This window comes from Cyanobium sp. Cruz-8D1 (genome assembly GCF_024345975.1).
Taxonomy (GTDB): Bacteria; Cyanobacteriota; Cyanobacteriia; order PCC-6307; family Cyanobiaceae; genus Cyanobium.
On sequence record NZ_JAGQCD010000031.1, the window covers coordinates 1 to 24620 of the forward strand.

Here is a 24620-nt window from a genome sequence, read left to right on the forward strand (position 1 = left end):
CCTATCCTGGTGTCCATGGCGCTGTGGAACCACACCGATCCATCTCGAACTCGGTTGTGAAACGCAGCAGCGGCGACGATAGTTGGGGGGAAGCCCCCTGCGAAAATAGCTCGATGCCAGGTAAAAAATCCGCTCCACAGTTGCCGTCAGGCCATGTGTGAGCCAGCAGCTCTTCTCTGAGCTGTAGGAAAAGCCACCCGAGAGGGTGGCTTTTCTGTTGGCTGGCTGTGGGATAGCCAACGCCACAGCGGGGCCAGCGGCCGTTGGCGTGGCGGTGGGCAGAATGCTTCGGAGAAACCGCTCGATACCCATGACATTGGTCCTGCCGTGAACTGGCGTCGTCGCTTTCGTCCCATCTGGAAGGCCTATGCGCTTTGGCTGCGGGCAGATTGCGTCGATCTCAGTGCCGCCTTCGCTTACCACACCCTCCAATCCTTCTTCCCTGCCCTGCTGATTGCGCTGTCGGTGGCTTCAAGGCTTCTCGGTCGTGATGTGGAGCGCTTCGAACGCCTGCTCATCTACGTGGCACAGGTGCTGCCGCCCTCAGCCCTGCCCGGCTTCGAGGCCACCTTGCGGCGCTTCACGAATCAGGGCTTCGGCGCCGGCCTCCTTGGTCTTGTGCTGCTCGCCCTCAGCGCCAGCAACATCTATCTGACGCTCCAGCGCGGAGCCGACCGTCTCTGGTGGAATCGCCCCTTCGGACTCGACAACCTGCGCTGGCAGCAGCACGTCATTCGTTTTCTCGCCTTGCGCTTGAAAGCCCTGTCGCTCATCCTGTTCGTCGGGGTCCTGATCGTTGTTGACCAGCTCTTCAGCACCGTGCGTCTGTTCAGTTCCAGGGGGTTCCAAGAGCAGCTCCAGCTCTACCTGCCCAAGCCGTTGCTTTGGCTGAGTTCCCTGTCCTATGGCCTGGATTTACTCCTTTCCCTACTGATCAGCTTCGCCGCCGCGCTGTTTTTTCTCTGGATGTTGCCGTCGCGCCGGATCCCTTTCCGTTCCCTGATTCCCGGCGCCTTGCTCGTGAGTGGCAGCCTCAGCCTGTCAAATCTTCTGCTGGGCAGAAGCCTGCTGGCCCTCGGCTTGCGATTCCAGGCCTATGGGGTGGTTGGTGGCGTCTTGCTGCTGACGCTCTGGGTCTGGATGGTGGGGGTGATTCTGTATTTCGGCCAGTGTTTCAGTGTGGTGCTTTCCGGTGGTGCGGCAGGGGGGCCATCGACACCTCTACCGCGCTGAGGTCGGGCCCGTTTCGGGTCAGGATGGAGGTCGCTTCGTTGGATGGACCCTTGGCCAAGCCTGCCCTCCGGATCCCACCTCTGCCGGCCAGCCTCGCTCTCGTCTGCATGGCTGTGGGCGCCGTCGTTGTGATCGGTCTGACCACCCTGGCGTTGGTGCCGCTGCTGCTCGGTCTCGGCTTGCTGGCGGCCTGGCTCGTGGCGGCGTTGCTGCTGGGCTGGGCCGGCCTTGAGGGTCTGGCGGCGATCGAACGATGGATCGAGAATGACCCGCGCTTCCAGCGTTGATGGAGCGCCGTATTCCCTGGCTCTGGATCGGCGTGGCGGCGGCCATACTCCTTGTGCCCACATCGGTGGGCCGGATCCTGCTGGATGTTGTCGGGGGACTCACACTTACCCTGCTGTTGCTGCCGCTGCTGCTCGCAGGGGTGGTTCTGATCGGCTGGCAGGTGCTCCGCCGCCGCCTGCGCACCTGTCCAAACTGTGGCTTCACCAGCCTGGGCAGCGAGGCCTGTCCAGCGTGCGGCAGCGCCTTCGATAGCGCCGAAGCGCCTGGCTCGGAGCCCACTGCCGCCTCCGGAGCGTTTTTCTGGGGATCGAGGCCTGACGCAGAGGTCGATGCACGCGACGTGACCATCAACGTGGAGGCTGTCGATCTGGGGGCTTCCGGCCCCGCTGAGGGTGCCATCCGAGAGAGCGAAACCCCCTGAGGCATCGGCTCATCCGGTGACGGCCGGACCTTCCTGGCTAAGGCGGGACAGCTCCAGCAGGCGTCGTTCGCGCAGATGCAGGAACAGGGGCGCGCCAAAGGCAAAGGCGATCGTGACGCAGCTGAGCAGCACCCAGCCGAGTCCCCGCATGCCGAGACGGCGACTTTCGCGCACCATCCAGATCGTGACGGCCGTGGCCCCGATGGCCAGATCACGGGACAGGGAGCGGGCCGCCGGATTGGCATTCGCCTGGCGAAGGAACAGACCTATGTCAAAGGCCGCCCCCTCGCTGTGGATGAAATCCAGATTGGCCAGCCAGGGCAGGACTCCACCCGCCACGGCCAGGGCCAGATAGAGCCAGGCGATCCAGCTGAGGTCGCCAGGTCCTTGTCGGGTCGGGAGTGCTTCTTCGCTCATGGGCTGTAGGGCGTAGGGGGATGTTCTGGCTGGTTCGGATCCCATTGCATCACCTGCTGTTCCACCTGCGCCAGCACCGACGCGCAGCGCTCCGCGTAAGCCAGAGCCCTTCGGTACAGATCGGCCATCGCCTCCACATCCAGCTCCTGGTCCTGCAGCTGGGCCAGGCAGAGCTCGAGAGCCGTCTGGGATTCGCGGAAACTCAGATCCTCGGCCCCATGCGACGCCAATGGAGGTTTGGACGTTGCGCCGGAGGGATCTTGAGGCGGAGAGACGGATTTGGGGGTGGTCCTGGCCATCGGTTGAAACAGGGATGGGATGGGTGGTAGAGACTCAGCTGTGTGGTTCGGCGGTGTAGCCAGGGGGAACGGCCGTCGGATCGGGGGTCTCGGAGGACTCCGGGCCAGGTCCGTCCCATTCGGTCCCTTGCACCCGCATGGCCACCCGGCCATCGGCCAGCTCGGCGATGACCTCGGCGTCCGGCCGCAGCTGGCTCACCGAGCGCAGCAGGCGTCCGTCGCCGTCCCGCAGCAGGCTGAAGCCCCTGGCCAGCAGGTGCTGGGGAGAAAGCGCCTGCAGCAACTGGCGTTGCCGTGCCAGCCACTGCTGCTGTTGCTCCAGCAGCCGTCGCGGGTGCAGCCGCAGCAGCTGCTCCTGTCGGCTGGTCAGCCGTTGCCTGGCTGAGGCCAGGCGCAACGACAGGGTGCGCTGCAGATGGTCGCGCTCCTGGGCCAGGGACCGGAGCACCTGGCTGCGGTCCGGCAGCACGGCCACCAGGGCGGCTGTCGGTGTGGCGGCCCTGTAGTCGGCCACCAGATCAGCAATGGTGACGTCATCTTCGTGGCCGATGCCACAGACGACAGGCCACGGCGACGCCGCCAGGCAGCGAGCCAGCTGCTCGCCGTCGAAGACGGCCAGATCCTCCCGGCTGCCCCCGCCACGGGCCAGCACCAGGGCTTCGAGGCCCAGGCTGGCGTGTTGCTGGCCAAGGCTGTCGATGGCACTGATGATCTGGGACTCCACATTCCCCTGAACGGGGATCGGCACCACGAGCAGCTCCGTGGCAGGCCAGCGTTCTCGTGCCGTACGCAGCATGTCGGCCAGGGCGGCGCTGGGCACGCTGGTGAGCAGGGCGATACGACGAGGCCAGGCCGGCAGCGAACGCTTCCGCTCGGGGTCGAACAGACCTTCCGGCTCCAGGCGGTCGCGGACCTGCTCAAACTGGCGCAGCACCGTGGTCAGGCTGGGGCGCAGATCGAGCACCTGCACCGTGAGGCTGGCCCGGGCGGCCCAGAAGTTGAGCTTGCCAACCACCACCACCCCATCGCCTTCCTGGGGAACGAAGCTGAGTTTCTGCAGCTGGGAGGCCCAGATCACCCCCTGGATGCTGGCCTGGCCGTCGAGGAGGCTGAGCCAGAGATGGCCTTTCTTCTGCTGGGGACGCCCCACGGTGGCCTCCAGCAGGAAGCGGGGCGCGAAGCCACGCTCAATCAGGGTTCCGATGGCTTGGTTCAGCTCGGAGACCGTGAAACGGGGAAGGCTGTCGTTCTGGCGGGCAGCCGCGGTGCTGCCAGGGGCCATGAGCATGGAGTCAGTGCTGGAGCTTGCGATAGCAGAGCCACCAATAGAGGCTAAGCAGGCCTGCGACCAGGGCCACGGCCCGTCCAACGGGATGGTCCAGGCGGATCAGGCCGGCCCCGGTGATCACCAGGGCGCTGCTCAGCAGCCTGGACCCATCGCGACGGTTGCCGACATAGAAGCGGGAAACAGTGGCGGTCGGTGCCATGGGGGGGACGCAACCCAGGAAGAACCCCAACCTAGGACCGCCGCTGGGGCCATGAAAAAGCCGCCGGATGAGCCGGCGGCCACGGCCACGGAGGCGATTCAACTGTTGGTGGGCGCGTTGGTGCCAGGGCTTCAGCCGAGGCCAACCTGGGCCAGAATGCCTTGGCCGGTGAGAACTTCGGTCGCGAGGCCGATCACAAAGCCCATCATGGCCAGGCGGCCATTCCAGGTTTCGGCGAAGTTGACGAAACCGAAGCGGGGCTGGGAAGCGTCAGACATGGAAGGAACATTCGGAAGAGACTTCACTGTAACGAAACGTGGAGGGATCTTGACAGTGGCGGAGGATACAAACCCGGGTGTGGGTTGCACGGTTGACAGGAGTGGCCTGTGATGGGAGAGAGTCCGTTGACGGCCTTCGGTTTCGGGCGGGGTTCCCCCTGGGGGCCCGGCACGGAAGAGCAGCGGCGGGCTCCCCGGGCCCGCTGGGCAGCAGCACCTGGCGGCGCCGCTGCCCAGCGTGATCGATCTGGTGCTGGTCACCGACCTCGATGGGACCTTGCTGGAAGGGACTATCCCGACCCGCTGCCGCCTGTATGGCTGGCTGGCCTCCCAGCGCCACAGAATCCTGCAGGTCTTCAGCACGGGAAGGGATCTGCGTTCCGTCGCCCGGCTGCTGGTTGAGGAGGCCGCCCATGGCCTCCATCCGCCCCACCTGGTGATCGGCGATGTGGGCTGCACCGTGGCCTGCGGCGCTTCCCTCACTCCCTCGCCCCTGGCGCTGGAGCCGATCGAGGCCCTCTGGCGTGGACGGGCGGAGCAGGTTCTTCCCCTGCTGGCGAGCCTCCCCGGTCTCTCTGCCAAGCCGCTCAGCACGGTTCGGCGCCTGGCCTACGGCATCGATCCCCTCAGGCTCGACCTCAGCCGACTGCCGGCGATCGAGGCCCATGGGGTGGATTGTCTCGTGTCCGGCGACAAGTACCTCGACGTGCTGCCGGCCGGTGTCAACAAGGGCAGCACCCTGCTGGGGTTACTCGAATGGCTGGAGTTGGAAGCCGCCCTGGTGGTCACGGCGGGGGATTCCCTCAACGATCTGGCCATGTTCGAGACGGGTCTTCAGAGCGTGATGGTGGGCAATGCTGAGCCCGGACTGGTGCGGGCCCTGCCGGGCCTGGCCCGCACCTACCGCGCCCGCGGCCATGGCTGCGAGGGCATCCTCGAGGGATTGCGCCATTTCGGTTACGGCCATCTGCTGCACGGACTGATCTGACCGACACCTGACCTGGGCTGATCCGATCGGCTGGATCAGCGTTCCTGGGCCTGGTCGCGACGCTCCCGCGCCAGTCCGGCCTTGGTGCGGGCAGTGGCAATACCCTGGCGGGGGTCCTCAGGCCAGGGGTGGCGCGGGTAACGGCCGCGCAGCTCCCGGCGCACCTCGGCGTAGCCCTGGCTCCAGAAGCCGGCCAGGTCACTGGTGACCGCCGCCGGGCGTCCCGCCGGTGACAACAGCTCCACCCGCACCGCCAGCCGGCCATCCAGGACCTTCGGCCCTTCGAGGCAGCCGAACATTTCCTGCAGCTTCACCGCCAGCATCGGGGTGCCGTTCCCGTAGTCCAACGGCACCCGACGGCCGGATGGGACCGTCTGGGTGAGGGGCAACAGCCGATCCAGTTCCCGGCGCAGGGACCAGTCCAGATCACCCCAGAGCAGTTCCGCAAGGTCCAACCGCTGCAGATTCTGAAGACTGCGCAGACCGCCCAGGTGGGGACCCAGCCACGTCTCCAGATCCTGCTGCAGCCGCTCCGGCGACCGGTCGGGCCAGGGTGAACCGAGGTGCTGGTGGGCCAGCATCAGCCGCTGCTGCAGCTGGCGGCTGGTGTGGCACCAGGGCAGTGCCTCCAACCCCAGCTCCTTCAGCCCTTCCAGCAGAGCCCGCTCCACCAGTTCCCCGCTGGCGTCGGGCCAGGGGCGGCGCTCCAGCACCAGGGCCCCGGCGCGCCGCAGCTGTTCGCAGCGCACCCGCTGGTCGGCGCTATCCCAGCGGGCTTCGGCGCACGCCTCGATCCTGTCCGTCAGCAGCTCCTCCAGGCCCCGGCGGGAGAGGGCCACCGCCAACCGCACCCGGGCTTCCTGGCCCTGGCCGTCGACGCTGGCGATCGCCAGGGCTTCGGCGCCGGCAAGGGGGTCCCCTGGGGGAAGGAAGGCGCCGCGACCGCTGCGCATCAGAAAGTGCCCATCGCCCCGGCCCCGGCCCAGGGCCAGCCGTTCCGGATAGGCCCAGCCCAGCAGCTGGGCCGCCCGGGCATCGTCGCCATCGGAGGCGGCATCGCGGCCGGAGCGGCTCGGCGCTGGTGCGCCAATGGAGCGCCCGTCCGTAAGCTGGCGCCGTAGCTGGGATTGGAGCTCTCGCCAGGGGCCCCGTGCCCCTGCACGGTCATGGCCGCCAGGGCCTGCGGAACTTCGCCGCAGCCAGTCGAGGCGCCGCATCAGATCGCTGCCGGCCTCGCGGCGATCGAGGGGATCCCGTTCGCTCAGCAGCACCGCCACGGCGCTGGCCAGGTCTTCCCAGCCCCGTTCCCGGGCCCGCAGCAGCATGTGGGCCAGGCGGGGATGGACCCCCAGCCGGGCCATTGCCCGCCCATGGCCGGTGATGCGTCCGCCAGCATCAATGGCGCCCAGCTGCAGCAGCAGGTTGCGGGCCTCTGCGAGGGAACGGCGGGGCGGCGCCGTGAGCCAGGGGAGCGTGTCGTCCGCCGCAGAGCCCCATTCGGCCAGTTGCAGGGCGATCGGCAGGGGATCGACTTCGAGCAGTTCCGGGGGATCGAAGGCGGGGCGACGCTGCTGTTCCGCCGGAGACCACAGCCGCAGGCAGTGTCCGGGTCCGAGCCGCCCGGCCCGGCCGCGTCGCTGCTCAGCACTGGCCTGACTGGCGGGCTGGGTGACCAGGCCATCCATGCCCGTGGCCGGGTCAAAGCGGCTGAGACGGCTCAGGCCGCTGTCGATGACCAGGGTCACGCCGGCGATCGTGAGCGAGCTCTCCGCCACCGCCGTGGCCAGTACCAGCTTGCCGGCCGCCTGGCTGGTCGCCGCGATGGCCCGACCCTGGGCCGCCAGCGGCAGCTGGCCATGCAGGAGAGCGCAGTCCACTTCGTCCCCCCAGGGGGTGGCTTCGATGGCCCGTCGCGCCGTCTCCAGCTCCCCGAGGCCCGGCAGGAAGACGAGCACGGTGCCCCGTGGCTGGGGCTGGTCGAGCCAGTGGCCCTCGAGGGCCCGCAGCACCTGGCGCTCGAGCCGCTCCTCCTGTCGCGGCGGTTGGTAGGCGACCGTGACCGGATGACCGCGGCCCTCACAGCTGATCACGGTGGCCCCATCCAGCTCGGCGGCCAGGGGTTCCAGATCGAGGGTGGCCGACATCACCAGCAGCCGCAGCTCGGGGCGCAGCAGGCTGCGGGCCTGGCGCACCAGGGCCAGGGCCAGATCCGCCTCGGCCTGGCGCTCATGGAATTCGTCGAAGATCACGCAGGCCACCCCCTCCAGGGCGGGATCGGCCTGGAGCCGGCGCAGGAACAGGCCAGCGGTGACCACCTCCAGACGGGTGGCCGTCGAGGTGCGTGACTCCAGCCGCACGCTGTAGCCGACCCGACCACCGAGGGGTTCGCCGAGGTTGGCCGCCAGGCGCTCGGCGGCGGCGCGGGCCGCGAGCCGGCGCGGCTCCAGCATCAGGAGCCGGCCCTCCTGGCCGAAGCTCTCGAGCAGGGCCAGGGGGACCCGGGTGGTTTTGCCCGCTCCGGGTTCGGCCTGGAGCAGCATGGTGGCCCCGGGCCCGAGGGCGGCGGTGATGGCCGCGAGGCGGCCATCAATGGGCAGGGACGGATTCAGCGCACGTGGCGGAGGCCATCCACCGGGTGGTAAGCCTCGCCTGTGGTTTCCTCGTAGACGATGGCCGGCAGACCCGTTTCGAACATGGTCTGCAGGGCCTCTTTCAGGTAGGGGTTCCAGCCGCCGGTGGTGACCTTGCCATGACGCACTGTCCAGTCCCAGGTGCCCTGGAGATCGCGGGGAATGCGGCCCTCCCGATCCCGACGGGCCACCAGGTCCTGGGATTCGACGATGCCGACCAGAATCGGATCTTTCCCGTAGGACGGGGTGATGCTCAGCTCGAGCCGGATGGGATCGTCCTTCACCATTTTGAGGCGAAAACGAGGCGGCAACTTCAGTGCTCCGAGCACGGCCGCCACGATTCGCGTTCTCTGATCCACCATCGATCTCCGCCTTTGAGCGCGTTCACCTCAGGGAGCCTATTCAGCGGCCGGCCGGACGCGGTCAGTTCGGATCGGCAGGAAAGGCGGGCTGTTCGTTGTCGCCGCTGAACCGAACCGTCAGCAGGTCCTCCTGGGTGAGCTGCCCGTCGGCGTCGAGGAGCTCAGGATGGATGGTGAGCCGCCCGGTGCGATCAGCCGAAGCCCCACCCGGATCGGTCGCGGCCGCCCCGGGGTCGCCCGGTCGTGGAACCGCTCGGAATCCCTGTGCCATCACCCGGAACGCCTGCCAGAGAAGCAGAACAAAGCAGGCCCCGTAGAGGATCGGAAAGATCTGCGAGAGGAGGGAGGTCATGGCGCGATGGGAACCCCGCATGCCGCGGACTCTCCCCCATCATCACCCTTCCGACGGAGCCGTGGTGGTGGCCAGCATCCAGGCCCATAGGGTGGTGCAGGCGGCTCCGAAGGCGAGAAAGGCGAGAAGCAGGTGGCTTGTGTCCATGACTCGATAAGAAAGTTTACAAATCATAGCCGATCAGGTCGGTTTGCCTCCCCTTCCTGCTGGGGGGATGACGTGTCTACGGTTTTGTTAATGACGAGTTTTTGCGATGCGTTCCTCCCGCGTTCTTGCCGCCGCCGCCGCCGGGCTTGCGACGGCCACGGCGGCGGCTACAGCCACGGTCATGGCCACCACCACCCTCATCAGCCCGACCCTCACCTCCCCAGGCCTTGCCCAGCCGGCCGGGGCGGTGCTCGGGCGGCAATCCTTCGTGGCGGAAGCGATCCGCCGGGCGGGCCCGGCTGTGGTCACCATTGACACGGAGCGCACGGTGCAATCGGCCGGTGGCGGTGGCGGGCTGCCCCGGGGGCTGATGAATGACCCCCTGTTCCGTCAGTTCTTCGGCATCCCGCAGCAGGGAGCTCCCTCGCGGCGCATCGAACGCGGTCAGGGCAGCGGTGTGATCCTGCAGTCCGATGGCTTGGTGCTCACCAATGCCCACGTGGTGGATCAGATCGACCGGGTGACGGTGGGTCTGGAGAACGGCCGGCGCTATGAGGGTCGGGTCGTGGGACTCGACAAGCTCACCGATCTGGCGGTGGTGCGGCTGGTGGGGGCAGGCCCCTGGCCCGTGGCGCCCCTGGGCAATTCCGATGCCCTGCAGGTGGGCGATTGGGCGATCGCGGTTGGGAACCCCTTCGGCCTCGACAACACCGTCACCCTTGGGATCATCAGCAGCCTGAACCGCAACGCCAGCAAGCTGGGCATCACCGACAAGCGGCTGGATCTGATCCAGACCGATGCCGCCATCAACCCCGGCAACTCCGGCGGACCACTGCTTAATGCCGATGGTGAGGTGGTGGGAATCAACACCCTGGTGCGCTCGGGGCCGGGGGCGGGATTGGGCTTCGCCATCCCGATCAACCGGGCCCGCAGCATCGTCAGTCAACTGGTGGCGACCGGCCGTGCCACCCACCCGATGATCGGGGTTGGGCTGGATGAGGTCAGGGCGGCCAGTGGCCAGGGCGCGGCCCGAGGGGCGGTTGTGGTTTCCGTGCAACCGAACGGCCCGGCGGATCGGGGCGGTCTCAGGACCGGTGACGTGATCGTTGCGGCCCAGGGGGCTGTGGTGAAAGATCCCTCCCAGGTGATCACCGCCGTCGAACGGGCTGGGGTGGGAGGAACGCTCAACCTGACGGTGAATCGTCAGGGGGCGACGGTCAACCTGCGGCTTGTCCCTGGCGATATGGCCCTAATGCGTCAGGGGTGAGCGGGGTGGCCCGACCCCGCCACCTCGGGGCCGGGCCACGGCGTTAGCAAAGGGGCAGCGTTCAGAGGATGTCCATGCCTCCTTTGCCGCCGTCCGGACGGATGGCGTCGTGCAGGCCGGCATCGACGGCGAGTTCACCGCCAAAACGGGCCGGTGCGCCCAGTTGCTGCCGCATGACCCACTGCGTGGCGGCTTTCTGGCTCTGCCAGGCCTGAAGCAATTGCTTGGCCAGACCACGCAGGACCTGCGGATCCCCAGTGGCGTCAATGGCCCGGGTCATGCGCTCAAGCTCGAATTTCTGACCGAGGCTGAGGGCGAGGGGTTCGGACATGGTGGGAGGCGCGACGGGGCGTTTCTGACCGGCCCAAAGCTACAAACTGTTTCAAGATGTCACGTAGCGGCTGTTACAGGGCCTAAGCCCCGGTCAGGAAATCCGCTCAACATCCTGAACAGGGTCCCACGCCCTGGCCTGGTCCCTGGGCAGATCAGTGGCGCTCGCGCAGCTCTTCCACGCAGCGGGTGACGCACTCCCCATCCTCCAGGGAGCAGGTGGTGATGCATTCGAAATACACCTCCATCGCATCGCTGGTGCTGGCCGTCTCTTCCCGCTCCGCGTTCCAACCGTCGGTGACGACGTTCTGGATGGTCATCGCTGCTCCTGGATGGGTGACCCTGTCAGCCTATGCACACAGAACCCACGGCACCAGAAAATTGAGTCTTCCTGCCTAGGGATTCATGAAGTTGTATTTTCAGCCGCTGCGTCAGCTGCCGTTCCCGGACTCCCCAGCCACTCCGCCCTTGGCCTTGGCACCGGCCTTCTCGGCTGATTTGGTCCGCTGTTTCTGTCGCTGCTCCTCCCGTTTGGCGGCCAGCTTGCGCTCCTGCTCCAGGCGCTCATTCTCCTCGGCCTCCTCGCGTTTCTTTTCCTGGTAGTAGGCGTAGTCACCGCGATAGAGCACCAGTTCGCCGTCGCGCACCTCGACGATCCGGTTGGCCACACGGCCAATGAAGAAGCGGTCGTGGGAGACCACCAGGGCCGCCCCCTCGTAGGCCATCAGGGCCTCCTCCAGCATCTGTTTAGCGGGGATGTCGAGGTGGTTGGTGGGCTCATCGAGCACCAGCAGGTTGCAGGGGGTGAGCAGCATCAGGGCCAGCGCCAGCCGGGCTTTCTCCCCGCCACTCAGCTTGGCCACCGGCTTGAAGACCGAATCGTTGCTGAAGCCGAAGCTGCCCAGCATGGAGCGCACCTGGGTCTGGGTCCAGTCGGGAACGGCCTCAAACAGGGTGTTGATCACGGTCTTGGCCAGATCGAGGGCTTCGGCCTGGTTCTGCTCGAAGTAGCCCGCCACCACGTGGTGCTCCCCCAGGCCGGCCTGACCCTCCAGGGGGAGCTCGTAGCCCATCACCAGCCGCAGCAGGGTGGATTTGCCGGCTCCGTTCGGGCCGACGAAGGCGATCCGATCGCCCCGTTCCACCTCCAGATTCGCCCCCAGGAACAGGATCTGGTCGTCGTAGCCATGGGTGAGGTTCTCGATCGCCGCCACCAGGCGGCCCGAGCGGGGGGCGGGGGGGAAGGCGAAACGCGGCCCGCTCACCGATTCCAGCGGAGCCTCGATCCGCTCCACCTTGTCGAGCAGCTTCTCGCGGCTCTTGGCCTGGGTGCTGCGCGTCGCGCTGGCCCGGAAGCGGTCGATGTAGGCCTGCTGGCTGCTCAGTTCCTTCTGCTGGCGCTCGAAGGCCGCCTGGCCGGCCTCCCGCTCCAGGGCCTTCTGCTCGAGGTGCTGGCTGTAGTTGCCCAGGTAGGTCCGTGAGACGCCGCGCTCCGTCTCCACGATCTGGTTGCAGACCCGATCGAGAAAGGCCCGGTCGTGGCTGATCACCACCAGGGGAACCGTCTGATCCACCAGATAGCTCTCCAGCCACTGGATCGTTTCGACGTCGAGGTGGTTGGTGGGTTCGTCGAGCAGCAGCAGATCCGGCTCCTGCAGGAGGATCTTGCCCAGGGCGATCCGCATCTGCCAGCCGCCGGAGTAGTCCCCGACCACCCGTTCGGCCGTCTCGGGCGTGAAGCCGATGCTGGGCAGCAGCTTGTCGATGCGGGCATCGAGCTCGTAGCCGTGCAGGGCCTCGAAACGGCTCTGCAGCTGGCCGAGTTCGTCGATCAGCCGGTCGAGCAGGGCTGGATCGGCGGCGGCCTCCTCGGTGGCCATCGCCTCCTCCACCTGGCGCTGACGGTTGAGCACCAGGGCGGCTTCGCCGAAGGCCTGGAACAGTTCCTGGCGGACGCTGCGGACGAGATCGACATCGAACTCCTGTTGCAGGTAGGCGATGCGGGGATCCCCTTGGCGCACCACCTGGCCGCTGGTCGGTTCCTCCAGCCCGGCGATGATGCGCATCTGGGTGGATTTACCGGCTCCGTTGACCCCCACCAGGCCGATCCGATCCCCTGCCTTGACTTCCCAGGTGATGTCCTTGAGCACCTCTCCGGTGGGGTAGATCTTGCCGATGCGTTCGAGGCGCAGCACGGAGCGGATGACGGTCACAGTGAGCGCATCATCCCCTGTCGGGGCGTCCTGCAGACTGGCAGCCCTGTTCGGTCGTGTCGTCAGAATGATCAAGCGACTCGAGCAGATCGCTGCCCTGGTGGTGGCGGCGGGCCTGGCGCTGACGAGCTACTGGCTGTTTTTCAGCTGGGCCCAGGGGGGAGGCTCCGAGCGTCGCCAACAGCCAGGCCGGCCCCAGCAGGAGGGACGCCGTCCTCCGGCTTCAGAGTCCGCCCCGGGCCTTGATCAGCCATTGTTTGGTGTCGCCGTCATCAAGACCGGCCAGGTGGGCCTTGACCTCCTCCGGGCTGACCGGCAGGCCCGCCTCCTCTCCGAGGGAGACGATCCTGCTGAGGGCTCCGCTCGGATCCTGAAGAGCCTGGCGAAACAGTGACTGGGTGAGCTCCCCATCGTTGCTGATGCGTCTGTAGAGCTCTGCGGCGTTATCGGTGGCGTTGTTGGTGGTCATCCTGGCCGGGATTCTTCCCTGACCTTATGGGCTGGGGGGGCATCGGCGCAGCCCCCTGGAGTTGATCTTCAGGGGCGTTGAGGAGTGGCGTTGAGGAGTGGCGATGGGGCTGGATCAGGCCACGCGCGGACTGGTGTCCTCCTCGGCGCCGCTGGCGGAAGCATCTTCCATGCTGCGGGCATCGAGACAGAGCACCTTGCGCAGCTGGGCGTAGTTGGCGGCCAGGGGTTGACGTCCCTCCTGCTGGGCGCCGAACTCGGCGCGCTGCAGCACATGGTGCAGATGGGTGAGCAGGTACGTGCTGATCACGGCCGAAACCAGCACATCGCTGGGTTCCGCCGTGCTGCGCCGCCGGCTCTGACGGCTTTTGGGCTGCAGGGGGGTCTCGGAACCTATGGGGCGGGACTGGGTGGATCGGGCCATGGCAGAAGCGGCCGGTGGGCCGTCGGAGGGGACGGGGGGCGTGGAAGCAGTGGGCTAAGGCTTGGGGGAAAGGGGGGATCTGGGGGGGCCGGGATGGCCCTCAAACCAAATCTTGGTCCACAAACCTACTTTTGGATACTACCCATGACAGCCACTGTACACTTTTTCCTATCTCGCCGTACCCCCGCGGCGCCCGCTGACCGGCACCCCCCAGAGGCACCGTGCCCACCCGCCAGACCTCCTCCAGCGGCAAGCCCAAGTCGCCGCGGATCCAGGTCGTCCTGCCGGAGGAGCTCTGTGCCCGCCTCGCCGCCCTGGCGGAGAGCGAATCGCGCACGGTCAGCAACATGGCCAAGGTGCTCATCCAGCAGGGGGTGGAACGGCTCGAGCGGCAGCGCCCCATGGCGCCCACCCAGGCGCCCTGCCCGGGCGGGCCCGCCGCTGTCGCCGATCGTTTCCGCCGGGAACTCGAGCAGCAGGAACAGGGCGGTACCCGGCGGCTGCGGGGGGCGCCACGTCGGCTGCGCCTGCGTCAGCCCCCCCTATCCCCCTGACGGGGGAGGGACGGCGATCACGCCGAGAACTGCGGCCTGGCGGGCCCCTGTGACCGAGGGCAGCGACCCTGGGTGACCCCGCCAGCGCCACCAGGCCAGCAGGGCAAAGGCCAGGGCTTCCCGCTGGTCATCGGCGATGCCATGGCCGGCCAGGCTGCTCACCACCATGCCGCGGCACCGGCGCTGCAGCTGCTCCATCAGGAAGCCATTGCGGGTGCCGCCTCCGGCCACCAGCAGCTCCAGGGGACGGGGACCCCGGGCCAGGTCCTGGCCCACCACCGCTGCGCTGAAGGCCGTCAGGGTGGCCAGGGCATCGGCCGGATCCACACCGGTGCCGAGCTCCGCCAGGCGCCGTTCCAGATCGGCGGCCCCGAACAGTTCGCGTCCGGTGGATTTCGGCGGTGCCGCCTGGAGGTAGGGCTCCCGCAGCCACTGCTGCAACCGCCCCTCGTCGATGCGGCCCTGCCGTGCCCAGGCACCATCGGCATCGAAGTGCAGGCGTCCGTTGCTGAAGCGGGCCACGGCCAGATCCAGCAGCGTGTTGGCCGGTCCGCAGTCCCAGCCCTGGACCGGCGCCTTCCGATCGGGGCCCACAGGCGGGGGAAGCAGGGTGAGGTTGGCAATGCCGCCCAGGTTGAGCAGGGCCCGCCAGCCGCCGATTCGCCCCAGCAGGGCAGCGTCGGTGGCTGGAACCAGGGGCGCGCCATGGCCGCCGAGGGCCAGATCGACGCTGCGGAAGTCGAAGACCACTGGCCTGCCAAGCAGTTCCGCCAGCAACGGCCCCTGCAGCAGTTGCCAGCTGGCCCCGCGACGTTCCCCGTCCGGCGGGCGGTGCCAGAGGGTCTGCCCGTGGCAGCCCACCAGTTCGGCCCGGCCCTCCGGATCACAGGCCCGGGCCGCCATGGCCTGGTGCTCGGTGAGGTCTTCGGCCAGGGTGAGCAGGGCGTCGGCATCCAGGGGTATCCCCTGGCCGACGGCCACCAGGCGCTCGCGCAGGTCCGGCGGGTAGGGGGTGTGGGCGCCCGCGAGGATCCGCCAGCGCGGCCGGGGGGAACGACCCTCCAGGCGTACCAGCACCGCGTCCACCCCGTCGGCGCTGGTGCCGCTCATCAGGCCCAGCACGCGCATGCTCGTCAGTGGGAGGGCAAGGCTTCGAGGGCTTCGCTGCTGCCCATCACCACCAGCAGCTCGGAGGCGTTGAGCACGTGGGAGGCGGGGGGGTTGACCGTGAGTTGATTGGAGGGGCCGGCGGCCAGCACGCTGACGTTGTAGTTCTTGCGCAGGTTCAGATCCCGCAGCGACTGGCCGACGAAGGAGCTGGGAACCCTGATCTCCTCGATGCTGTTGCGGTCGTCGAGGCGGAGCCGCTCGAGCAGGTTGGGCCGGATCAACTCCATGCCCAGCCGTGTTCCCTGCATCTTCGAAGGGAAGACCACCTTGTCGGCGCCGACCCGCCGCAACATCTTTTCGTGCAGGTCGCTGGTGGCCCTGGCGATCACCTGCCGGACCCGGCTGCCTTCGCCGTCCCTGACGATCAGGGTGGCGGTGATGCTGGCGCCGATCGGTTCGCTGATGGCCACCACCACCGTGCCGACATCCAAGGCACCGGCGGCCCTCAGGGCTTCTTCGTCGGTGCAGTCCACCACGCGGGCCTCTATGGCGGTATCCATCTGGCGCAGCTCATCGATGGCCCGCTGGTTGTTGTCGATGGCCAGCACCTCGGCCCCGTGGCGCAGCAGCTCCTTGCAGACGGCACTGCCGAAGCGACCGACACCGATCACGGCATAGCTGTTGGAGGTGTCGGCTTCGCTGCCCTGCCATTGCCACCACTGATTCATGGGACCAACGTCGAAAGAGTCATGGATGCAGCTGGGGGCAAGGGGCCTCTGGGCGCGGGGACGGCAGAGCCGGAGGTCAGATGTACAGCTCTTCGCGGGGATAACCCACACGATTCTGGGGCCGGCTGCCATAAACAGCCGAAAGCAATAGGAGAATACCGATCCGGCCCACGAACATGCCGATCATCAGCACCAGCTGCCCCCAACGGTTGAGCTGGCTGGTGACCCCCACGTCAAGGCCCACGGTGCCGAAGGCGGACACGCAGGTGAACAGTTTTTCCAGGAAGGTGAAGGCCTCACTCCCCGGGGTCCCGGCGGTGGTGTCGCCCAGCCCCAGCAGCAACGCCATCAACAGGATGAAAAGGCCCGAGCCGAGGGTGACACCCACGGCTTTGAGGATGACCTTGAGGGGGATCTCCCGGTTCCTCACGACCACTTGGTCATGGCCGCGGAGGGTGGAACGGGTGGCGGCGATCAGGGCCGCGAAGGTGGTGGTCTTGATGCCTCCACCGGTGCCACCGGGACTGGCGCCGATGAACATCAGGATGATCATCAACAGGATGCCCGAGTCGGAGATTGTTTCCACACTGATGGGAATGGTGTTGAAACCAGCGGTGCGGGTGGTGATCGACTGGAACAGGGTGACCTGAATTTTTTCCCAGAGGTTCATCTGTCGCACCATTTCCTCTGTGGCGAAGTGTTCGGTGAACAGCAGACCCACGGCCCCCAACACGATCAGCAGGATGGTGGTGCGAATCACCAGCCGGGTGTGCAGGCTGAGGCGGCGGAGGCGCTCCAGGCGGAAGCGGTTGACCCAGATGTCGTTGGTGACGCGCCAGCCGATGCCGCCCATGACGATGAGCAGACCGATCACCCCGTTAACGACGGGTTGGCCCTGGTAACCCACCAGGCTGTCGCGCCACAGCCCGAAACCGGCGTTGTTATAGGCGCTGATGCAATGAAACAGGGCAGCCCAGAGCCGCTGGCCCTTGTCGGGGATATCGGTGAAGCCGAAGTTGTAGAGAATCAGTGTGCCGATCCCGATCACGATGGCGGCGATCAGCAGAATCTGGTTCAGGGTGGGGCCGATGCCGCCGACACCGAAGTCGTCCAGGGCGCGCCCCTTATCGAGCCGCTGGCGCAGGCCCGAGCGGCCCTGGACGAAGCCCTGAAGGAAGGTGGTGATGGCCATCAACCCCAGGCCGCCGGTGAGGATCAGCCCGGCCAGGGCCACCTGGCCGGCAAAGGTGAGATCGACGCCCACATCGATGATCGACAGGCCCGTGACGGTGATGGCGGAGGTGACGGTGAAGAGGGCCTCCCAGAGGCCCACCTCATCGCTGGAGCAGAGCGGGCTGGCCAGCAGCAGCGTGCCGAAGGCGATCACCAGCACGCCAGTGACCAACGTGAACTGCGGCACCGTCAGACGATGCCGCCAACTCTGCAGTCGCCTCATTTGTTGGGCTGGGGGGTCATCCGGAGATAGGGACGGATTTCAGTGACACCCTTGGGGAACTTCGCCCGGGCTTCGTCGGTGGGGATCGAGGGCACCACCACACAGTCCTCGCCGTCCTTCCAGTTCACAGGAGTGGCCACCTGGTGGTGGTCGGTGAGCTGGAGGGAATCGATCACGCGCAGAATCTCATCGAAATTGCGGCCCGTGCTGGCGGGATAGGTGATCTGCAGACGCAGCTTCTTGTTGGGGTCGATGATGAACACCGAGCGAACTGTGAGGTTGCTGAGGGCATTGGGGTGGATCATGCCGTACAGGCTGCTCACCTTCTTATCGCTGTCCGCCAGGATCGGATAGTCGACGGTGGTGTTCTGGGTCTCGTTGATGTCGCCGATCCAGCCCTTGTGGCTCTCGGCGGAATCGACGCTCAGGGCGATGGTCTTGACGTTGCGCTTCTCCCATTCGGCACGCAGCCGGGAGACTTCGCCCAGCTCCGTCGTGCAGACGGGGGTGTAGTCAGCGGGGTGGGAGAACAGCACCACCCAGCTGTCGCCGGCGAAGTCGTAGAGATTGATCGGGCCGAGCTGGGATTCCTGAGTGAAATCAGGAACGGTGTCGCCCAGTTGCAGGGTCATCGGAGAAGAATTGGCGCCGGTTGATGCTGGCACAGCCTTGGGGCCGCCCGTCGTGGTGGCGGTGGGCCAGGACTGCAGCTCCTGGCGCAGGTGCTGGAGACCCAGGTCCGCCGTGGCCGAAACGAACAGCATGGCCGGATCCACGGCCCTGGCCCGTTCCAGTTCGCCGCTGGCGCAGCGGTCGATCTGGTTGCCGATCACCCGCCTCGGCATGGTGGCCTGCAGCGAATCGAGGATCGCCTGCACGGTGGTGAGCTGCTCGGGCCAGGCCGGATCGGCCAGGTCGACGACGATCAGCAGGCCGTCGGCATCGAGGGCCTCCTCGAAGGTGGAGCGGAACGCCTCCATCAGCTGGGGGGGCAGCTCGCGGATGAACCCCACCGTGTCGGTGACCAGCAGCGGCTGGCCGCCTGTGCTGCTGTCTGCTGCCCACTCGATCCGGCGGGTGGTGGGATCGAGGGTGGCGAAGAGCTTGTCCTCGGCCAGCACGGCCTGGCTGCCACTGGCCCCGGTGAGGGCGTTGAGCAGGGAGCTCTTGCCCGCATTGGTGTAGCCCACCAGGGCCAGTCGCGGCAGGTCGCGGCGTCCCTCCCGCAGGCGGGCCCGGTGGGCCCCGAGCCGCTGCACCTCCCGCTGCAGCCGTTCGATGCGCCGGGCGATGGCGCGCCGGTCCTTCTCCAGTTGGGTTTCGCCCGGGCCACGGGTGCCGATGCCGCCCCCCTGCCGCGACAGGCTCAGTCCCCGGCCGGTGAGCCGCGGCAGGCGATAGCGCAGCTGGGCCAGCTCCACCTGCAGCCGTCCGGCGCCGCTCGCCGCCCGCTGGGCAAAGATGTCGAGAATCAGCTCGCTGCGATCACTCACCGGCAGGTCGAGCAGTCCCTCCAGGTCGCGGGCCTGGCCCGGGGTGAGTTCCCGATCGGCCACCACCAGGCTGGCGCCGACGCGGCGCGCCTCCAGGGCCGCCTCCCGCAGCTTGCCTTCCCCCCAGGGGCTACGGGAGACGGGGCCATGGCGGCGCTGCTCCACCCGGCCTACGGGAATGGCACCGGCACTGCGCACCAGGCCTTCCAGTTCGGCGATGCGCCGGTCGCTCAGGGCCCGGTCGCCGCTGGTCTGCACCAGCAGCAGCACCCGCTCGGGGCCCTCCAGGGCGGGGGCTGGTTCGGCATTCGGCGGCTCCGCCGCGGCGAGGGCGACGGGGTCCAGGTCACAGAGTTCGGCCAGATCCCCTCCTAGGACGCAGTTCCAGGCGCGAGCACCGCTGCCGGCCGGGGTGTGGATCGCCGCCGGCCAGCGTCCGCCGGTGTCCGGTTGCTGGCCGAAGCGCAGCCAGAGGTCAGGTGCCACGTCCATGCCCACCACGGCCTCCTGGGCTGAGGGCTGCAGGTGCGCCTGGCGTCCAGCCCCTGCGCTGGTGAGCAGTCGCAGGTTGTGACCCTGACGCCTGGAGGGACCGGGAAGTTTCTCCAGCAGGCGCGCCGAATGGTCCAGCTCCCCCACCCAGAGCAGACGGCAGAGGCCGCGCCCGTCCACCACCAGGGTGAGGGGCAAGTTCAGGTCGCGGCCCTCGGCCGCCAGGCGCTGCAGGGTGAGCAGATCCGCCACCGCATCGCCCGGGTGGCGGCGGTGGCAGATCTGCTCCAGCCGGCGCCGCTCCGCGGGCCGCAGGCCCACTGTTTTACCGGCCAGCACCCCTTGCCTCAAGGACGCCGCACCAGCAGACAGCGCACGCCGGCGGCTCTGGCGCCGGCCCCATCCTCTGGGCTGTCGCCCACGTGCCAGACCTGGGAGGGCGTCAGAGCGAGCGACTCCAGGGCGGCCTGGAAGGGCACCGGCGACGGCTTGGCGGCTCCGGCGCTGCTGGAGACCACCACCGCCTCGAACAGATCTGCCAGGCCCAGGCCCTCCAGCAGCGGTTGCAGCCGCCGGTCGAAGTTGCTGACCACGGCCAGGCGCAGGCCCGCCCCATGCCAGCGGCGCAGAACGGTAGGCACATCGGCATAGACATGCCACAACGTTGGGTCGGCGAAGCGATCGAACAGGGCGTCATGCAGCGCCGCCGGGGCCACCGCCGCGCCGGCCGCCACCAGGACGGCGTCGATGCGCTCCCCCCACCAGTGGCGCTCTGCCTGAAGCAGGCTGTCGCTGTCGAGGCCGGGGAAGGCCAGGGCAGGGGCCTGACGCAGGATGCCAGGGAAGGCCTGGTCGATGGCGTCAGCGGCGACGCTGAGGCCGTGCTCAGCCGCCATGGCGGCATAGGTATGGCCCACCGAGCGGCGCAGTCCGATCAAGGTGCCCATGGCATCCAGCAGCAGGCCCCGGGGACGGGGCCAGGTCGACGGCGAAACCGTCATGGCCGTCATGGCTTCCAGTCGGCCAGCCAGCCGGCGGCCACCCGCAGCTGGTGGGGCCGGCCCGGCAGGCGGGCCAGGTAGGCCAGACGGCGCAGCTGGTAGGCGGCAGGGCCGGCCAGGGTGACACCGGCGGCGGTCAGGCTGGCTTCGCCGACGCCGAGACTCATCATTTCGCCCAGGTCATTCCACTGGAAGGGCTCCAGGGGTTCGCCCCGGAGGGAGCGGATCAGGTTGGTGGCCAGCACCGAGGCTTGCTGAAAGGCCACCTGGGCCGTGGCTGGAGTGGCGGCGCCGGGGGCCTCGCCGGCCGTTCCGTCAGGATCCACAGGGGCGGCGAGATCTCCCGCCACGAACAGATCCCCATGGTTCTGCAGGCACAGATCGGGCCCGCAGAGCAGGCGGCCGCGGCTGTCGCAGGCGGGAGCGGGGTCGATCCTGGGCGCAGCGAAGCTCAGACCGGCGGTCCAGACCACCGCCCGAACGGCGAGGGACTCGCTGTGGACGGTGCTGTCACCGTCCGGGTGGCACTGGAGCGTGATTGCTTCGGCCTCGACCGCCTGCACGCGGGTACGGGTCCGCAGCCGCACGTCACGGCGCCGGAGGGCAAGGGCGGCCTGTTCGCGGTTGAAGGCCCTGGACTGGGGCAGCAACTGCGGCCCCTGCTCGATCAGCTCGATCACAGCACTGCCCTCGGCCATGTCAGCGAGCTTGCAGGCCAGTTCCACCCCAGTCGGCCCTGCCCCCACCACGGCGATGCGCTGCAGGGGCTTCCGCAGGCTTTTCAGGTCAGCCACCAGGCACTGGAGCCGCTCCACATCGGCCAGGCTGCGGAAGCCCAGGCTGTGGCGGTCGGCCCCTGGCACCGCGAAGGTGTTGCTCTGGGCCCCCGTGGCGATCACCAGTCGGCCAAAAGAGAGCGTGCGGCCCGCCGCCGTGTGCAGCTGCTGGTGGTCGGCATCGATCCGCTCCACCCGGTCCTGCAGCCAGGCCACGCCACGGCCCGCCAGCAGGCCGTCGTAGCGGGGGGCAATCTCCCAGCGGCGCAACTCGCCGCTGAGCAATTCATACAGAAGCGGCAGAAACAGGAACCGGTCGTTCGGCTCAATCAGCAGGACAGGGGGATGGTCCTTTTGCTGAGCCAGCGCCAGAGCCGTGTACAGCCCCCCGAAGCCACCCCCGACGATGACGACGTTCTGGGCCTTTTGCCGTTGCCCTTGCATGCCTTCACCCTAACCACAATCACCTGATCCCTGAAAGGCGATGATGGGCTGATGGTGTCCTTCCCCCTCACGGCGTCCATCAGCCCCGAGGGCAGCGCGGCGGGTCTGGATGCGGCCCACCAGGCCCTGCCCCGCGATCACCATGGATCCGCCATCGACCTCGGTGCCGCCCGCTCCGAACTGGAGCCCCTGGATGCCATCGGCCGGATGCGCTGGGCCCAGGAGGCGTTCGCCGGTCACTTCGCCGTCACCACCAGTTTTGGCATCCAGTCGGCGGTGATGCTGCACATGGTGAGTGCGCTCGACGGCTCCGGAGCCTGGCCAGCGATCCCCGTGCTCTGGGTCGACACCGGCTACCTGCCCCCCGAGACCTATCGCTACGCCAACGAGCTCTGCGACCGCCTCAAGATCGACCTGCATGTGCTGCAGGCCGATCTCAGTCCGGCCCGGATGGAGGCTCTGCACGGCCGGCTGTGGGAAACGGAGAATCGCGACGACATGTTCACCTACAACCGGCTGCGCAAGGTCGAACCCCTCGACCGGGGGCTGCAACGGTTGGAGGTGCACTGCTGGGCCAGCGGTGTGCGTTCCGGCCAGACGGATCACCGGGGAGCGATGCACTGTCTGGATCCGGTGCGGGAGCGCTGGTCGCTGCGGCCGCTGCTCGCCTGGAGCCGCCGCGACATCTATTACTACATGCAGGAGCACGACCTGCCCCAGCACCCGCTCTTCGAGCAGGGCTATTCCACCGTGGGCGACTGGCACACCAGCGCCCCCGACGACGGCACCACCCATGGCCGAGCCACCCGTTTCGGCGGGCTGCAGCAGGAGTGCGGCATCCACATGCCCGGGCTGATGGGCGAGGGCATCTGAGGTGCAGGCTTGCCAGCTTCGCTGGCTGCTGATCGGCAACAGCCGCTGGCACTGGGCTCTGGCCCAGAACGGCGAAAGCGGTGCCGACCAGCCGCAGCAGTTCCTGCACCTGCCCCCACCGACGTCACCCCTGACGGCGGCGGTGGACCTTCCCCTGGTCTGGGCTGCGGTGGGGCCGGTCCCACCCTGCGCCGGTCTACCGGCCGAGACGCGCCTGGCTCTGGACGATGTGCCGCTGGCTGAGGCCCCCCCCTGGCTGGGCATCGATCGAGCCCTGGCCGGTTGGTGGGCGGCGCAGCTTGCAGGCGGCCCGGTGCTGGTGGCCGATGCCGGCACCGTGCTGAGCCTCACCCGGGTGGACGGCTGCGGCCGATTCGCCGGCGGCCGGCTGATGGCGGGTGCCGCCCTGCAACTGAGGGCCATGGGCGCTGGCACCCAGGCCTTGCCTTCCCTGGAGGGGGGCCTGGCGAGTGCCGGTGGCGGGGAGCCCTGGCCCCGGGCCACCGACGCGGCGATGCGATTGGGGGTGGCCGAAGGCCTGGCCGCCGCGGTGCTGGAGGCCGGACGCCAGGCCCGGGCGCTGGATGACAAGTGCCGGATTGTGCTCACCGGTGGGGATGGGCCGACCCTGTGGCCGCTCCTGCGCAGGCCGTCCGGGCTGGGGGAGGAGGGTCTTCAGCACCGTCCCGAGCTCTGCCTGGAGGCCCTGATGGCCCTGCGTCCCGCTCCGCCGATCGGGGTCGCTCAGGCCAGGCCCAGATCCTCAAGAATCTGATCCGCCATGGTTTCGGCCTTCACCTTGAGATAAAGGCGTTCCAACTTGCCCTCGGCATCGATCATGAAGGTGTGCCGCATCATGCCCATATACTCCTTGCCCATGAACTTCTTGAGCCCATAGCTTCCGTACGACTCAGCCACGGGGCAGGGCTCGGCATCGGTGAGCAGGGTGAAGGGCAGGTCGTATTTGGCGACGAACTTGCCGTGGCTGGCCGCGCCGTCCTTGCTGATTCCCAGCACCCGGATGCCGTGGGTTTCGAAGCCACTCCACCGATCCCTGAAATTGCAGGCCTCCTTGGTGCAGCCCGGAGTGTCGTCCTTGGGGTAAAAGTAAATCACAACACGCTGCCCCCTCAGGGCGGACAGGGACACGGCCTCACCCTTCTGGTCGGGGAGGGTGAAATCGGGGGCTGGATCTCCCACCTGCAGGGCCATGGGTCGAACCTTGAAGACGATGAAGGCGCTTGCAGCCTAGAGGCACTGGCTTGAATGGCTCCACCAAGACCGCGCCGGGACGGCCCGGTTGGCGCCTCCGTCCTGCCGGTCTGTGTGGAGAGGCAAAGAAACTGCACACGCGAAGTAGGCAGGACCACCCTTAATGGCTAGGTTGATACTGAAGTCAACATCCTCTCCCGTGTTCAAGCGAATTCTCACCGCTCTCTTCGTGGGAACGGCTCTTTCCACCTCCGTGCTGCCCGCCTCGGCTGCCGTGGACAACGACTTGCCCGTGCGTTGGAACACCGGCGGTGCCGTGTGGTCCACCAACCAGGCGGCCTTCGACACCTTCCTGGGTTCCGGCGACATCACCGATCGTGGCCTGGAAGGCGGTCTCGCCCGCTCCGGCTGGACGTCCGACGAAGTCAAGTCGGGCATGACCAAGACCTATGCCGTCAACCTCGTCGGGGTCTCGCGCTTCCTTTACTCCGACGCCGGTGTCAAGTTCCTCAAGAACGCGACCAGCAGCTACTTCCCCTACTACAGCATGAATACCTATGCTGTACAGGCTCTGCGGTCGGCGATCATCTCCGATTCCAAGGACGGTTCGATCTCCTCGGCAGGCATCATGAAGGCCCTGCCCACCGACTTCCGTCTGGCTGATTTCTGCAACACCTACACCGGTTCCCAGAACATCTGCGCCGAGGGTCGTTGCCAGCCCGGCACCGCCCAGTGCACCTCGCTGCTGTCCTGGTATGTCTTCCTGCCCGCCTGCATCCAGGCCAACCAGATGGCCGACCCCGTCGCCATGGTTCGGGACACCCCCGGCCCCGCCCCTGCGCCAATGATGGATCAGCCGGTTCGCGGCCTCTGGTGA

Annotated in this window: 29 protein-coding genes, 1 rRNA gene and 1 pseudogene; 10 read left to right on the top strand and 21 right to left on the bottom strand. The window is 67.8% G+C overall.

Annotation, left to right across the window (positions count from 1 at the left end; genetic code table 11):
* The first annotated feature begins 5 nt into the window (after window positions 1-5).
* The 4 genes from rrf to KBZ33_RS15830 all read left to right on the top strand — a co-directional run bounded on the left by rrf (window position 6) and on the right by KBZ33_RS15830 (window position 1942).
* Window positions 6-122, top strand: a 5S ribosomal RNA gene (gene rrf, locus KBZ33_RS15815).
* Between the two features lie 205 nt (window positions 123-327).
* A complete protein-coding gene (locus KBZ33_RS15820; RefSeq protein ID WP_254954310.1) occupies window positions 328-1233 on the top strand; it encodes a YihY/virulence factor BrkB family protein in 906 nt (301 codons plus the stop codon).
* Between the two features lie 50 nt (window positions 1234-1283).
* On the top strand, window positions 1284-1520 hold the full coding sequence (locus KBZ33_RS15825) for a glypican (protein ID WP_254954311.1): 237 nt from the start codon (window positions 1284-1286) through the stop codon (window positions 1518-1520).
* Entirely contained in the window at window positions 1520-1942 is a 423-nt protein-coding gene (locus tag KBZ33_RS15830) for a hypothetical protein (protein ID WP_254954312.1), read from the top strand. The genes KBZ33_RS15825 and KBZ33_RS15830 overlap by 1 nt, the downstream gene beginning before the upstream one ends.
* A gap of 9 nt (window positions 1943-1951) precedes the next feature.
* Here KBZ33_RS15830 and KBZ33_RS15835 read toward each other — a convergent pair whose 3' ends face one another.
* The 5 genes from KBZ33_RS15835 to KBZ33_RS15855 form a co-directional block, all read right to left on the bottom strand.
* Window positions 1952-2359 carry a DUF2834 domain-containing protein gene (locus KBZ33_RS15835; RefSeq protein ID WP_254954313.1) on the bottom strand — a complete coding sequence of 136 codons (408 nt, stop codon included), beginning with the start codon at window positions 2357-2359 and terminating at the stop codon, window positions 1952-1954.
* On the bottom strand, window positions 2356-2589 hold the full coding sequence (gene xseB / locus KBZ33_RS15840; protein WP_254954314.1) for an exodeoxyribonuclease VII small subunit: 234 nt from the start codon (window positions 2587-2589) through the stop codon (window positions 2356-2358). Before xseB ends, KBZ33_RS15835 begins: the two co-directional genes overlap by 4 nt.
* Before the next feature lie 103 nt (window positions 2590-2692).
* Window positions 2693-3946 carry an exodeoxyribonuclease VII large subunit gene (xseA, locus tag KBZ33_RS15845; RefSeq protein ID WP_254954315.1) on the bottom strand — a complete coding sequence of 418 codons (1254 nt, stop codon included), beginning with the start codon at window positions 3944-3946 and terminating at the stop codon, window positions 2693-2695.
* A gap of 4 nt (window positions 3947-3950) precedes the next feature.
* Window positions 3951-4145, bottom strand: a complete 195-nt coding sequence (locus tag KBZ33_RS15850; RefSeq protein WP_254954316.1) for a hypothetical protein — start codon at window positions 4143-4145, stop codon at window positions 3951-3953.
* Window positions 4146-4276: 131 nt separating this feature from the next.
* Window positions 4277-4423, bottom strand: a complete 147-nt coding sequence (locus tag KBZ33_RS15855) for a chlorophyll a/b-binding protein (RefSeq protein ID WP_254954317.1) — start codon at window positions 4421-4423, stop codon at window positions 4277-4279.
* 238 nt (window positions 4424-4661) lie between these two features.
* On the opposite strand from KBZ33_RS15855, the gene KBZ33_RS15860 reads away from it, so the two are divergent.
* Window positions 4662-5411, top strand: a complete 750-nt coding sequence (locus KBZ33_RS15860; protein WP_254954318.1) for an HAD family hydrolase — start codon at window positions 4662-4664, stop codon at window positions 5409-5411.
* Between the two features lie 35 nt (window positions 5412-5446).
* Here the strand turns inward: KBZ33_RS15860 and hrpB are convergent, their stop codons facing one another.
* From hrpB to KBZ33_RS15875, 3 genes are all read right to left on the bottom strand, one after another.
* Window positions 5447-8020, bottom strand: a complete 2574-nt coding sequence (gene hrpB / locus KBZ33_RS15865; protein ID WP_254954345.1) for an ATP-dependent helicase HrpB — start codon at window positions 8018-8020, stop codon at window positions 5447-5449.
* Window positions 8017-8400 carry a hypothetical protein gene (locus KBZ33_RS15870; RefSeq protein WP_216909205.1) on the bottom strand — a complete coding sequence of 128 codons (384 nt, stop codon included), beginning with the start codon at window positions 8398-8400 and terminating at the stop codon, window positions 8017-8019. The genes hrpB and KBZ33_RS15870 overlap by 4 nt, the downstream gene beginning before the upstream one ends.
* A 64-nt stretch (window positions 8401-8464) precedes the next feature.
* Window positions 8465-8755, bottom strand: a complete 291-nt coding sequence (locus KBZ33_RS15875) for a DUF2973 domain-containing protein (RefSeq protein ID WP_254954319.1) — start codon at window positions 8753-8755, stop codon at window positions 8465-8467.
* A gap of 253 nt (window positions 8756-9008) precedes the next feature.
* On the opposite strand from KBZ33_RS15875, the gene KBZ33_RS15880 reads away from it, so the two are divergent.
* Window positions 9009-10169, top strand: a complete 1161-nt coding sequence (locus KBZ33_RS15880) for a trypsin-like peptidase domain-containing protein (protein ID WP_254954320.1) — start codon at window positions 9009-9011, stop codon at window positions 10167-10169.
* Window positions 10170-10230: 61 nt separating this feature from the next.
* Here the strand turns inward: KBZ33_RS15880 and KBZ33_RS15885 are convergent, their stop codons facing one another.
* From KBZ33_RS15885 to KBZ33_RS15905, 5 genes are all read right to left on the bottom strand, one after another.
* Complete coding sequence (locus tag KBZ33_RS15885) at window positions 10231-10500, bottom strand: hypothetical protein (protein WP_254954321.1); 270 nt, start codon at window positions 10498-10500, stop codon at window positions 10231-10233.
* A gap of 154 nt (window positions 10501-10654) precedes the next feature.
* A complete protein-coding gene (locus KBZ33_RS15890; RefSeq protein WP_254954322.1) occupies window positions 10655-10819 on the bottom strand; it encodes a hypothetical protein in 165 nt (54 codons plus the stop codon).
* 111 nt (window positions 10820-10930) lie between these two features.
* Window positions 10931-12694 carry an ABC-F family ATP-binding cassette domain-containing protein gene (locus tag KBZ33_RS15895; protein WP_315859218.1) on the bottom strand — a complete coding sequence of 588 codons (1764 nt, stop codon included), beginning with the start codon at window positions 12692-12694 and terminating at the stop codon, window positions 10931-10933.
* Between the two features lie 241 nt (window positions 12695-12935).
* Window positions 12936-13181: a hypothetical protein gene (locus KBZ33_RS15900; protein WP_254954323.1), complete on the bottom strand. Its 246-nt coding sequence runs from the start codon at window positions 13179-13181 to the stop codon at window positions 12936-12938.
* Window positions 13182-13295: 114 nt separating this feature from the next.
* Window positions 13296-13604: a hypothetical protein gene (locus KBZ33_RS15905; RefSeq protein WP_254954324.1), complete on the bottom strand. Its 309-nt coding sequence runs from the start codon at window positions 13602-13604 to the stop codon at window positions 13296-13298.
* A 221-nt stretch (window positions 13605-13825) separates the two neighbouring features.
* Here KBZ33_RS15905 and KBZ33_RS15910 point away from each other — a divergent pair, with 221 nt between their 5' ends.
* A complete protein-coding gene (locus KBZ33_RS15910; RefSeq protein ID WP_254954325.1) occupies window positions 13826-14158 on the top strand; it encodes a ribbon-helix-helix domain-containing protein in 333 nt (110 codons plus the stop codon).
* Here KBZ33_RS15910 and KBZ33_RS15915 read toward each other — a convergent pair.
* The 7 genes and pseudogenes from KBZ33_RS15915 to KBZ33_RS15945 all read right to left on the bottom strand — a co-directional run bounded on the left by KBZ33_RS15915 (window position 14147) and on the right by KBZ33_RS15945 (window position 21658).
* Window positions 14147-15286, bottom strand: a complete 1140-nt coding sequence (locus KBZ33_RS15915) for an anhydro-N-acetylmuramic acid kinase (RefSeq protein ID WP_254954326.1) — start codon at window positions 15284-15286, stop codon at window positions 14147-14149. The two genes, KBZ33_RS15910 and KBZ33_RS15915, sit on opposite strands and share 12 nt — an antisense overlap.
* Before the next feature lie 5 nt (window positions 15287-15291).
* On the bottom strand, window positions 15292-15996 hold the full coding sequence (locus KBZ33_RS15920; protein ID WP_254954327.1) for a TrkA family potassium uptake protein: 705 nt from the start codon (window positions 15994-15996) through the stop codon (window positions 15292-15294).
* 76 nt (window positions 15997-16072) lie between these two features.
* Entirely contained in the window at window positions 16073-17452 is a 1380-nt protein-coding gene (locus KBZ33_RS15925) for a potassium transporter TrkG (protein WP_254954328.1), read from the bottom strand.
* Entirely contained in the window at window positions 17449-18084 is a 636-nt protein-coding gene (locus KBZ33_RS15930) for a peroxiredoxin (protein ID WP_254954347.1), read from the bottom strand. Before KBZ33_RS15930 ends, KBZ33_RS15925 begins: the two co-directional genes overlap by 4 nt.
* Before the next feature lie 84 nt (window positions 18085-18168).
* Window positions 18169-19437 (bottom strand): annotated as a pseudogene (gene hflX / locus KBZ33_RS15935) (GTPase HflX); the annotation flags it as partial.
* Between the two features lie 347 nt (window positions 19438-19784).
* Entirely contained in the window at window positions 19785-20438 is a 654-nt protein-coding gene (locus KBZ33_RS15940; protein WP_254954329.1) for an HAD-IA family hydrolase, read from the bottom strand.
* Between the two features lie 5 nt (window positions 20439-20443).
* The gene (locus KBZ33_RS15945; protein ID WP_254954330.1) at window positions 20444-21658 is read right to left on the bottom strand and encodes an NAD(P)/FAD-dependent oxidoreductase; all 1215 of its coding nucleotides are present in this window, start codon (window positions 21656-21658) and stop codon (window positions 20444-20446) included.
* A gap of 51 nt (window positions 21659-21709) precedes the next feature.
* On the opposite strand from KBZ33_RS15945, the gene KBZ33_RS15950 reads away from it, so the two are divergent.
* On the top strand, window positions 21710-22531 hold the full coding sequence (locus KBZ33_RS15950; RefSeq protein ID WP_254954331.1) for a phosphoadenylyl-sulfate reductase: 822 nt from the start codon (window positions 21710-21712) through the stop codon (window positions 22529-22531).
* 1 nt (window position 22532) lies between these two features.
* Window positions 22533-23306, top strand: a complete 774-nt coding sequence (locus KBZ33_RS15955) for a type III pantothenate kinase (protein WP_254954332.1) — start codon at window positions 22533-22535, stop codon at window positions 23304-23306.
* On the opposite strand, the gene bcp is transcribed toward KBZ33_RS15955, so the two are convergent.
* Window positions 23276-23743 (bottom strand): thioredoxin-dependent thiol peroxidase, encoded by a 468-nt coding sequence (bcp, locus tag KBZ33_RS15960; RefSeq protein ID WP_254954333.1) that lies wholly within the window; start codon window positions 23741-23743, stop codon window positions 23276-23278. The two genes, KBZ33_RS15955 and bcp, sit on opposite strands and share 31 nt — an antisense overlap.
* A 163-nt stretch (window positions 23744-23906) precedes the next feature.
* Between bcp and KBZ33_RS15965 the strand changes: the two genes are divergently transcribed.
* On the top strand, window positions 23907-24620 hold the full coding sequence (locus tag KBZ33_RS15965) for an alpha/beta hydrolase (protein ID WP_254954334.1): 714 nt from the start codon (window positions 23907-23909) through the stop codon (window positions 24618-24620).

Bases quoted from the DNA above. Each gene is read 5' to 3' on its own strand.
- KBZ33_RS15920 (WP_254954327.1), bottom strand. From the start codon at position 15,996: ATGAATCAGTGGTGGCAATGGCAGGGCAGCGAAGCCGACACCTCCAAC.
- xseA (WP_254954315.1), bottom strand. From the start codon at position 3,946: ATGCTCATGGCCCCTGGCAGCACCGCGGCTGCCCGCCAGAACGACAGC.
- KBZ33_RS15965 (WP_254954334.1), top strand. From the start codon at position 23,907: ATGGCTAGGTTGATACTGAAGTCAACATCCTCTCCCGTGTTCAAGCGA.
- KBZ33_RS15880 (WP_254954320.1), top strand. From the start codon at position 9,009: ATGCGTTCCTCCCGCGTTCTTGCCGCCGCCGCCGCCGGGCTTGCGACG.
- KBZ33_RS15905 (WP_254954324.1), bottom strand. From the start codon at position 13,604: ATGGCCCGATCCACCCAGTCCCGCCCCATAGGTTCCGAGACCCCCCTG.
- KBZ33_RS15925 (WP_254954328.1), bottom strand. From the start codon at position 17,452: ATGAGGCGACTGCAGAGTTGGCGGCATCGTCTGACGGTGCCGCAGTTC.
- KBZ33_RS15885 (WP_254954321.1), bottom strand. From the start codon at position 10,500: ATGTCCGAACCCCTCGCCCTCAGCCTCGGTCAGAAATTCGAGCTTGAG.
- KBZ33_RS15835 (WP_254954313.1), bottom strand. From the start codon at position 2,359: ATGAGCGAAGAAGCACTCCCGACCCGACAAGGACCTGGCGACCTCAGC.
- bcp (WP_254954333.1), bottom strand. From the start codon at position 23,743: ATGGCCCTGCAGGTGGGAGATCCAGCCCCCGATTTCACCCTCCCCGAC.
- KBZ33_RS15850 (WP_254954316.1), bottom strand. From the start codon at position 4,145: ATGGCACCGACCGCCACTGTTTCCCGCTTCTATGTCGGCAACCGTCGC.
- KBZ33_RS15855 (WP_254954317.1), bottom strand. From the start codon at position 4,423: ATGTCTGACGCTTCCCAGCCCCGCTTCGGTTTCGTCAACTTCGCCGAA.
- KBZ33_RS15830 (WP_254954312.1), top strand. From the start codon at position 1,520: ATGGAGCGCCGTATTCCCTGGCTCTGGATCGGCGTGGCGGCGGCCATA.
- KBZ33_RS15875 (WP_254954319.1), bottom strand. From the start codon at position 8,755: ATGACCTCCCTCCTCTCGCAGATCTTTCCGATCCTCTACGGGGCCTGC.
- KBZ33_RS15945 (WP_254954330.1), bottom strand. From the start codon at position 21,658: ATGCAAGGGCAACGGCAAAAGGCCCAGAACGTCGTCATCGTCGGGGGT.
- KBZ33_RS15930 (WP_254954347.1), bottom strand. From the start codon at position 18,084: ATGACCCTGCAACTGGGCGACACCGTTCCTGATTTCACTCAGGAATCC.
- KBZ33_RS15950 (WP_254954331.1), top strand. From the start codon at position 21,710: ATGGTGTCCTTCCCCCTCACGGCGTCCATCAGCCCCGAGGGCAGCGCG.
- KBZ33_RS15900 (WP_254954323.1), bottom strand. From the start codon at position 13,181: ATGACCACCAACAACGCCACCGATAACGCCGCAGAGCTCTACAGACGC.
- KBZ33_RS15890 (WP_254954322.1), bottom strand. From the start codon at position 10,819: ATGACCATCCAGAACGTCGTCACCGACGGTTGGAACGCGGAGCGGGAA.
- KBZ33_RS15940 (WP_254954329.1), bottom strand. From the start codon at position 20,438: ATGACGGTTTCGCCGTCGACCTGGCCCCGTCCCCGGGGCCTGCTGCTG.
- KBZ33_RS15915 (WP_254954326.1), bottom strand. From the start codon at position 15,286: ATGCGCGTGCTGGGCCTGATGAGCGGCACCAGCGCCGACGGGGTGGAC.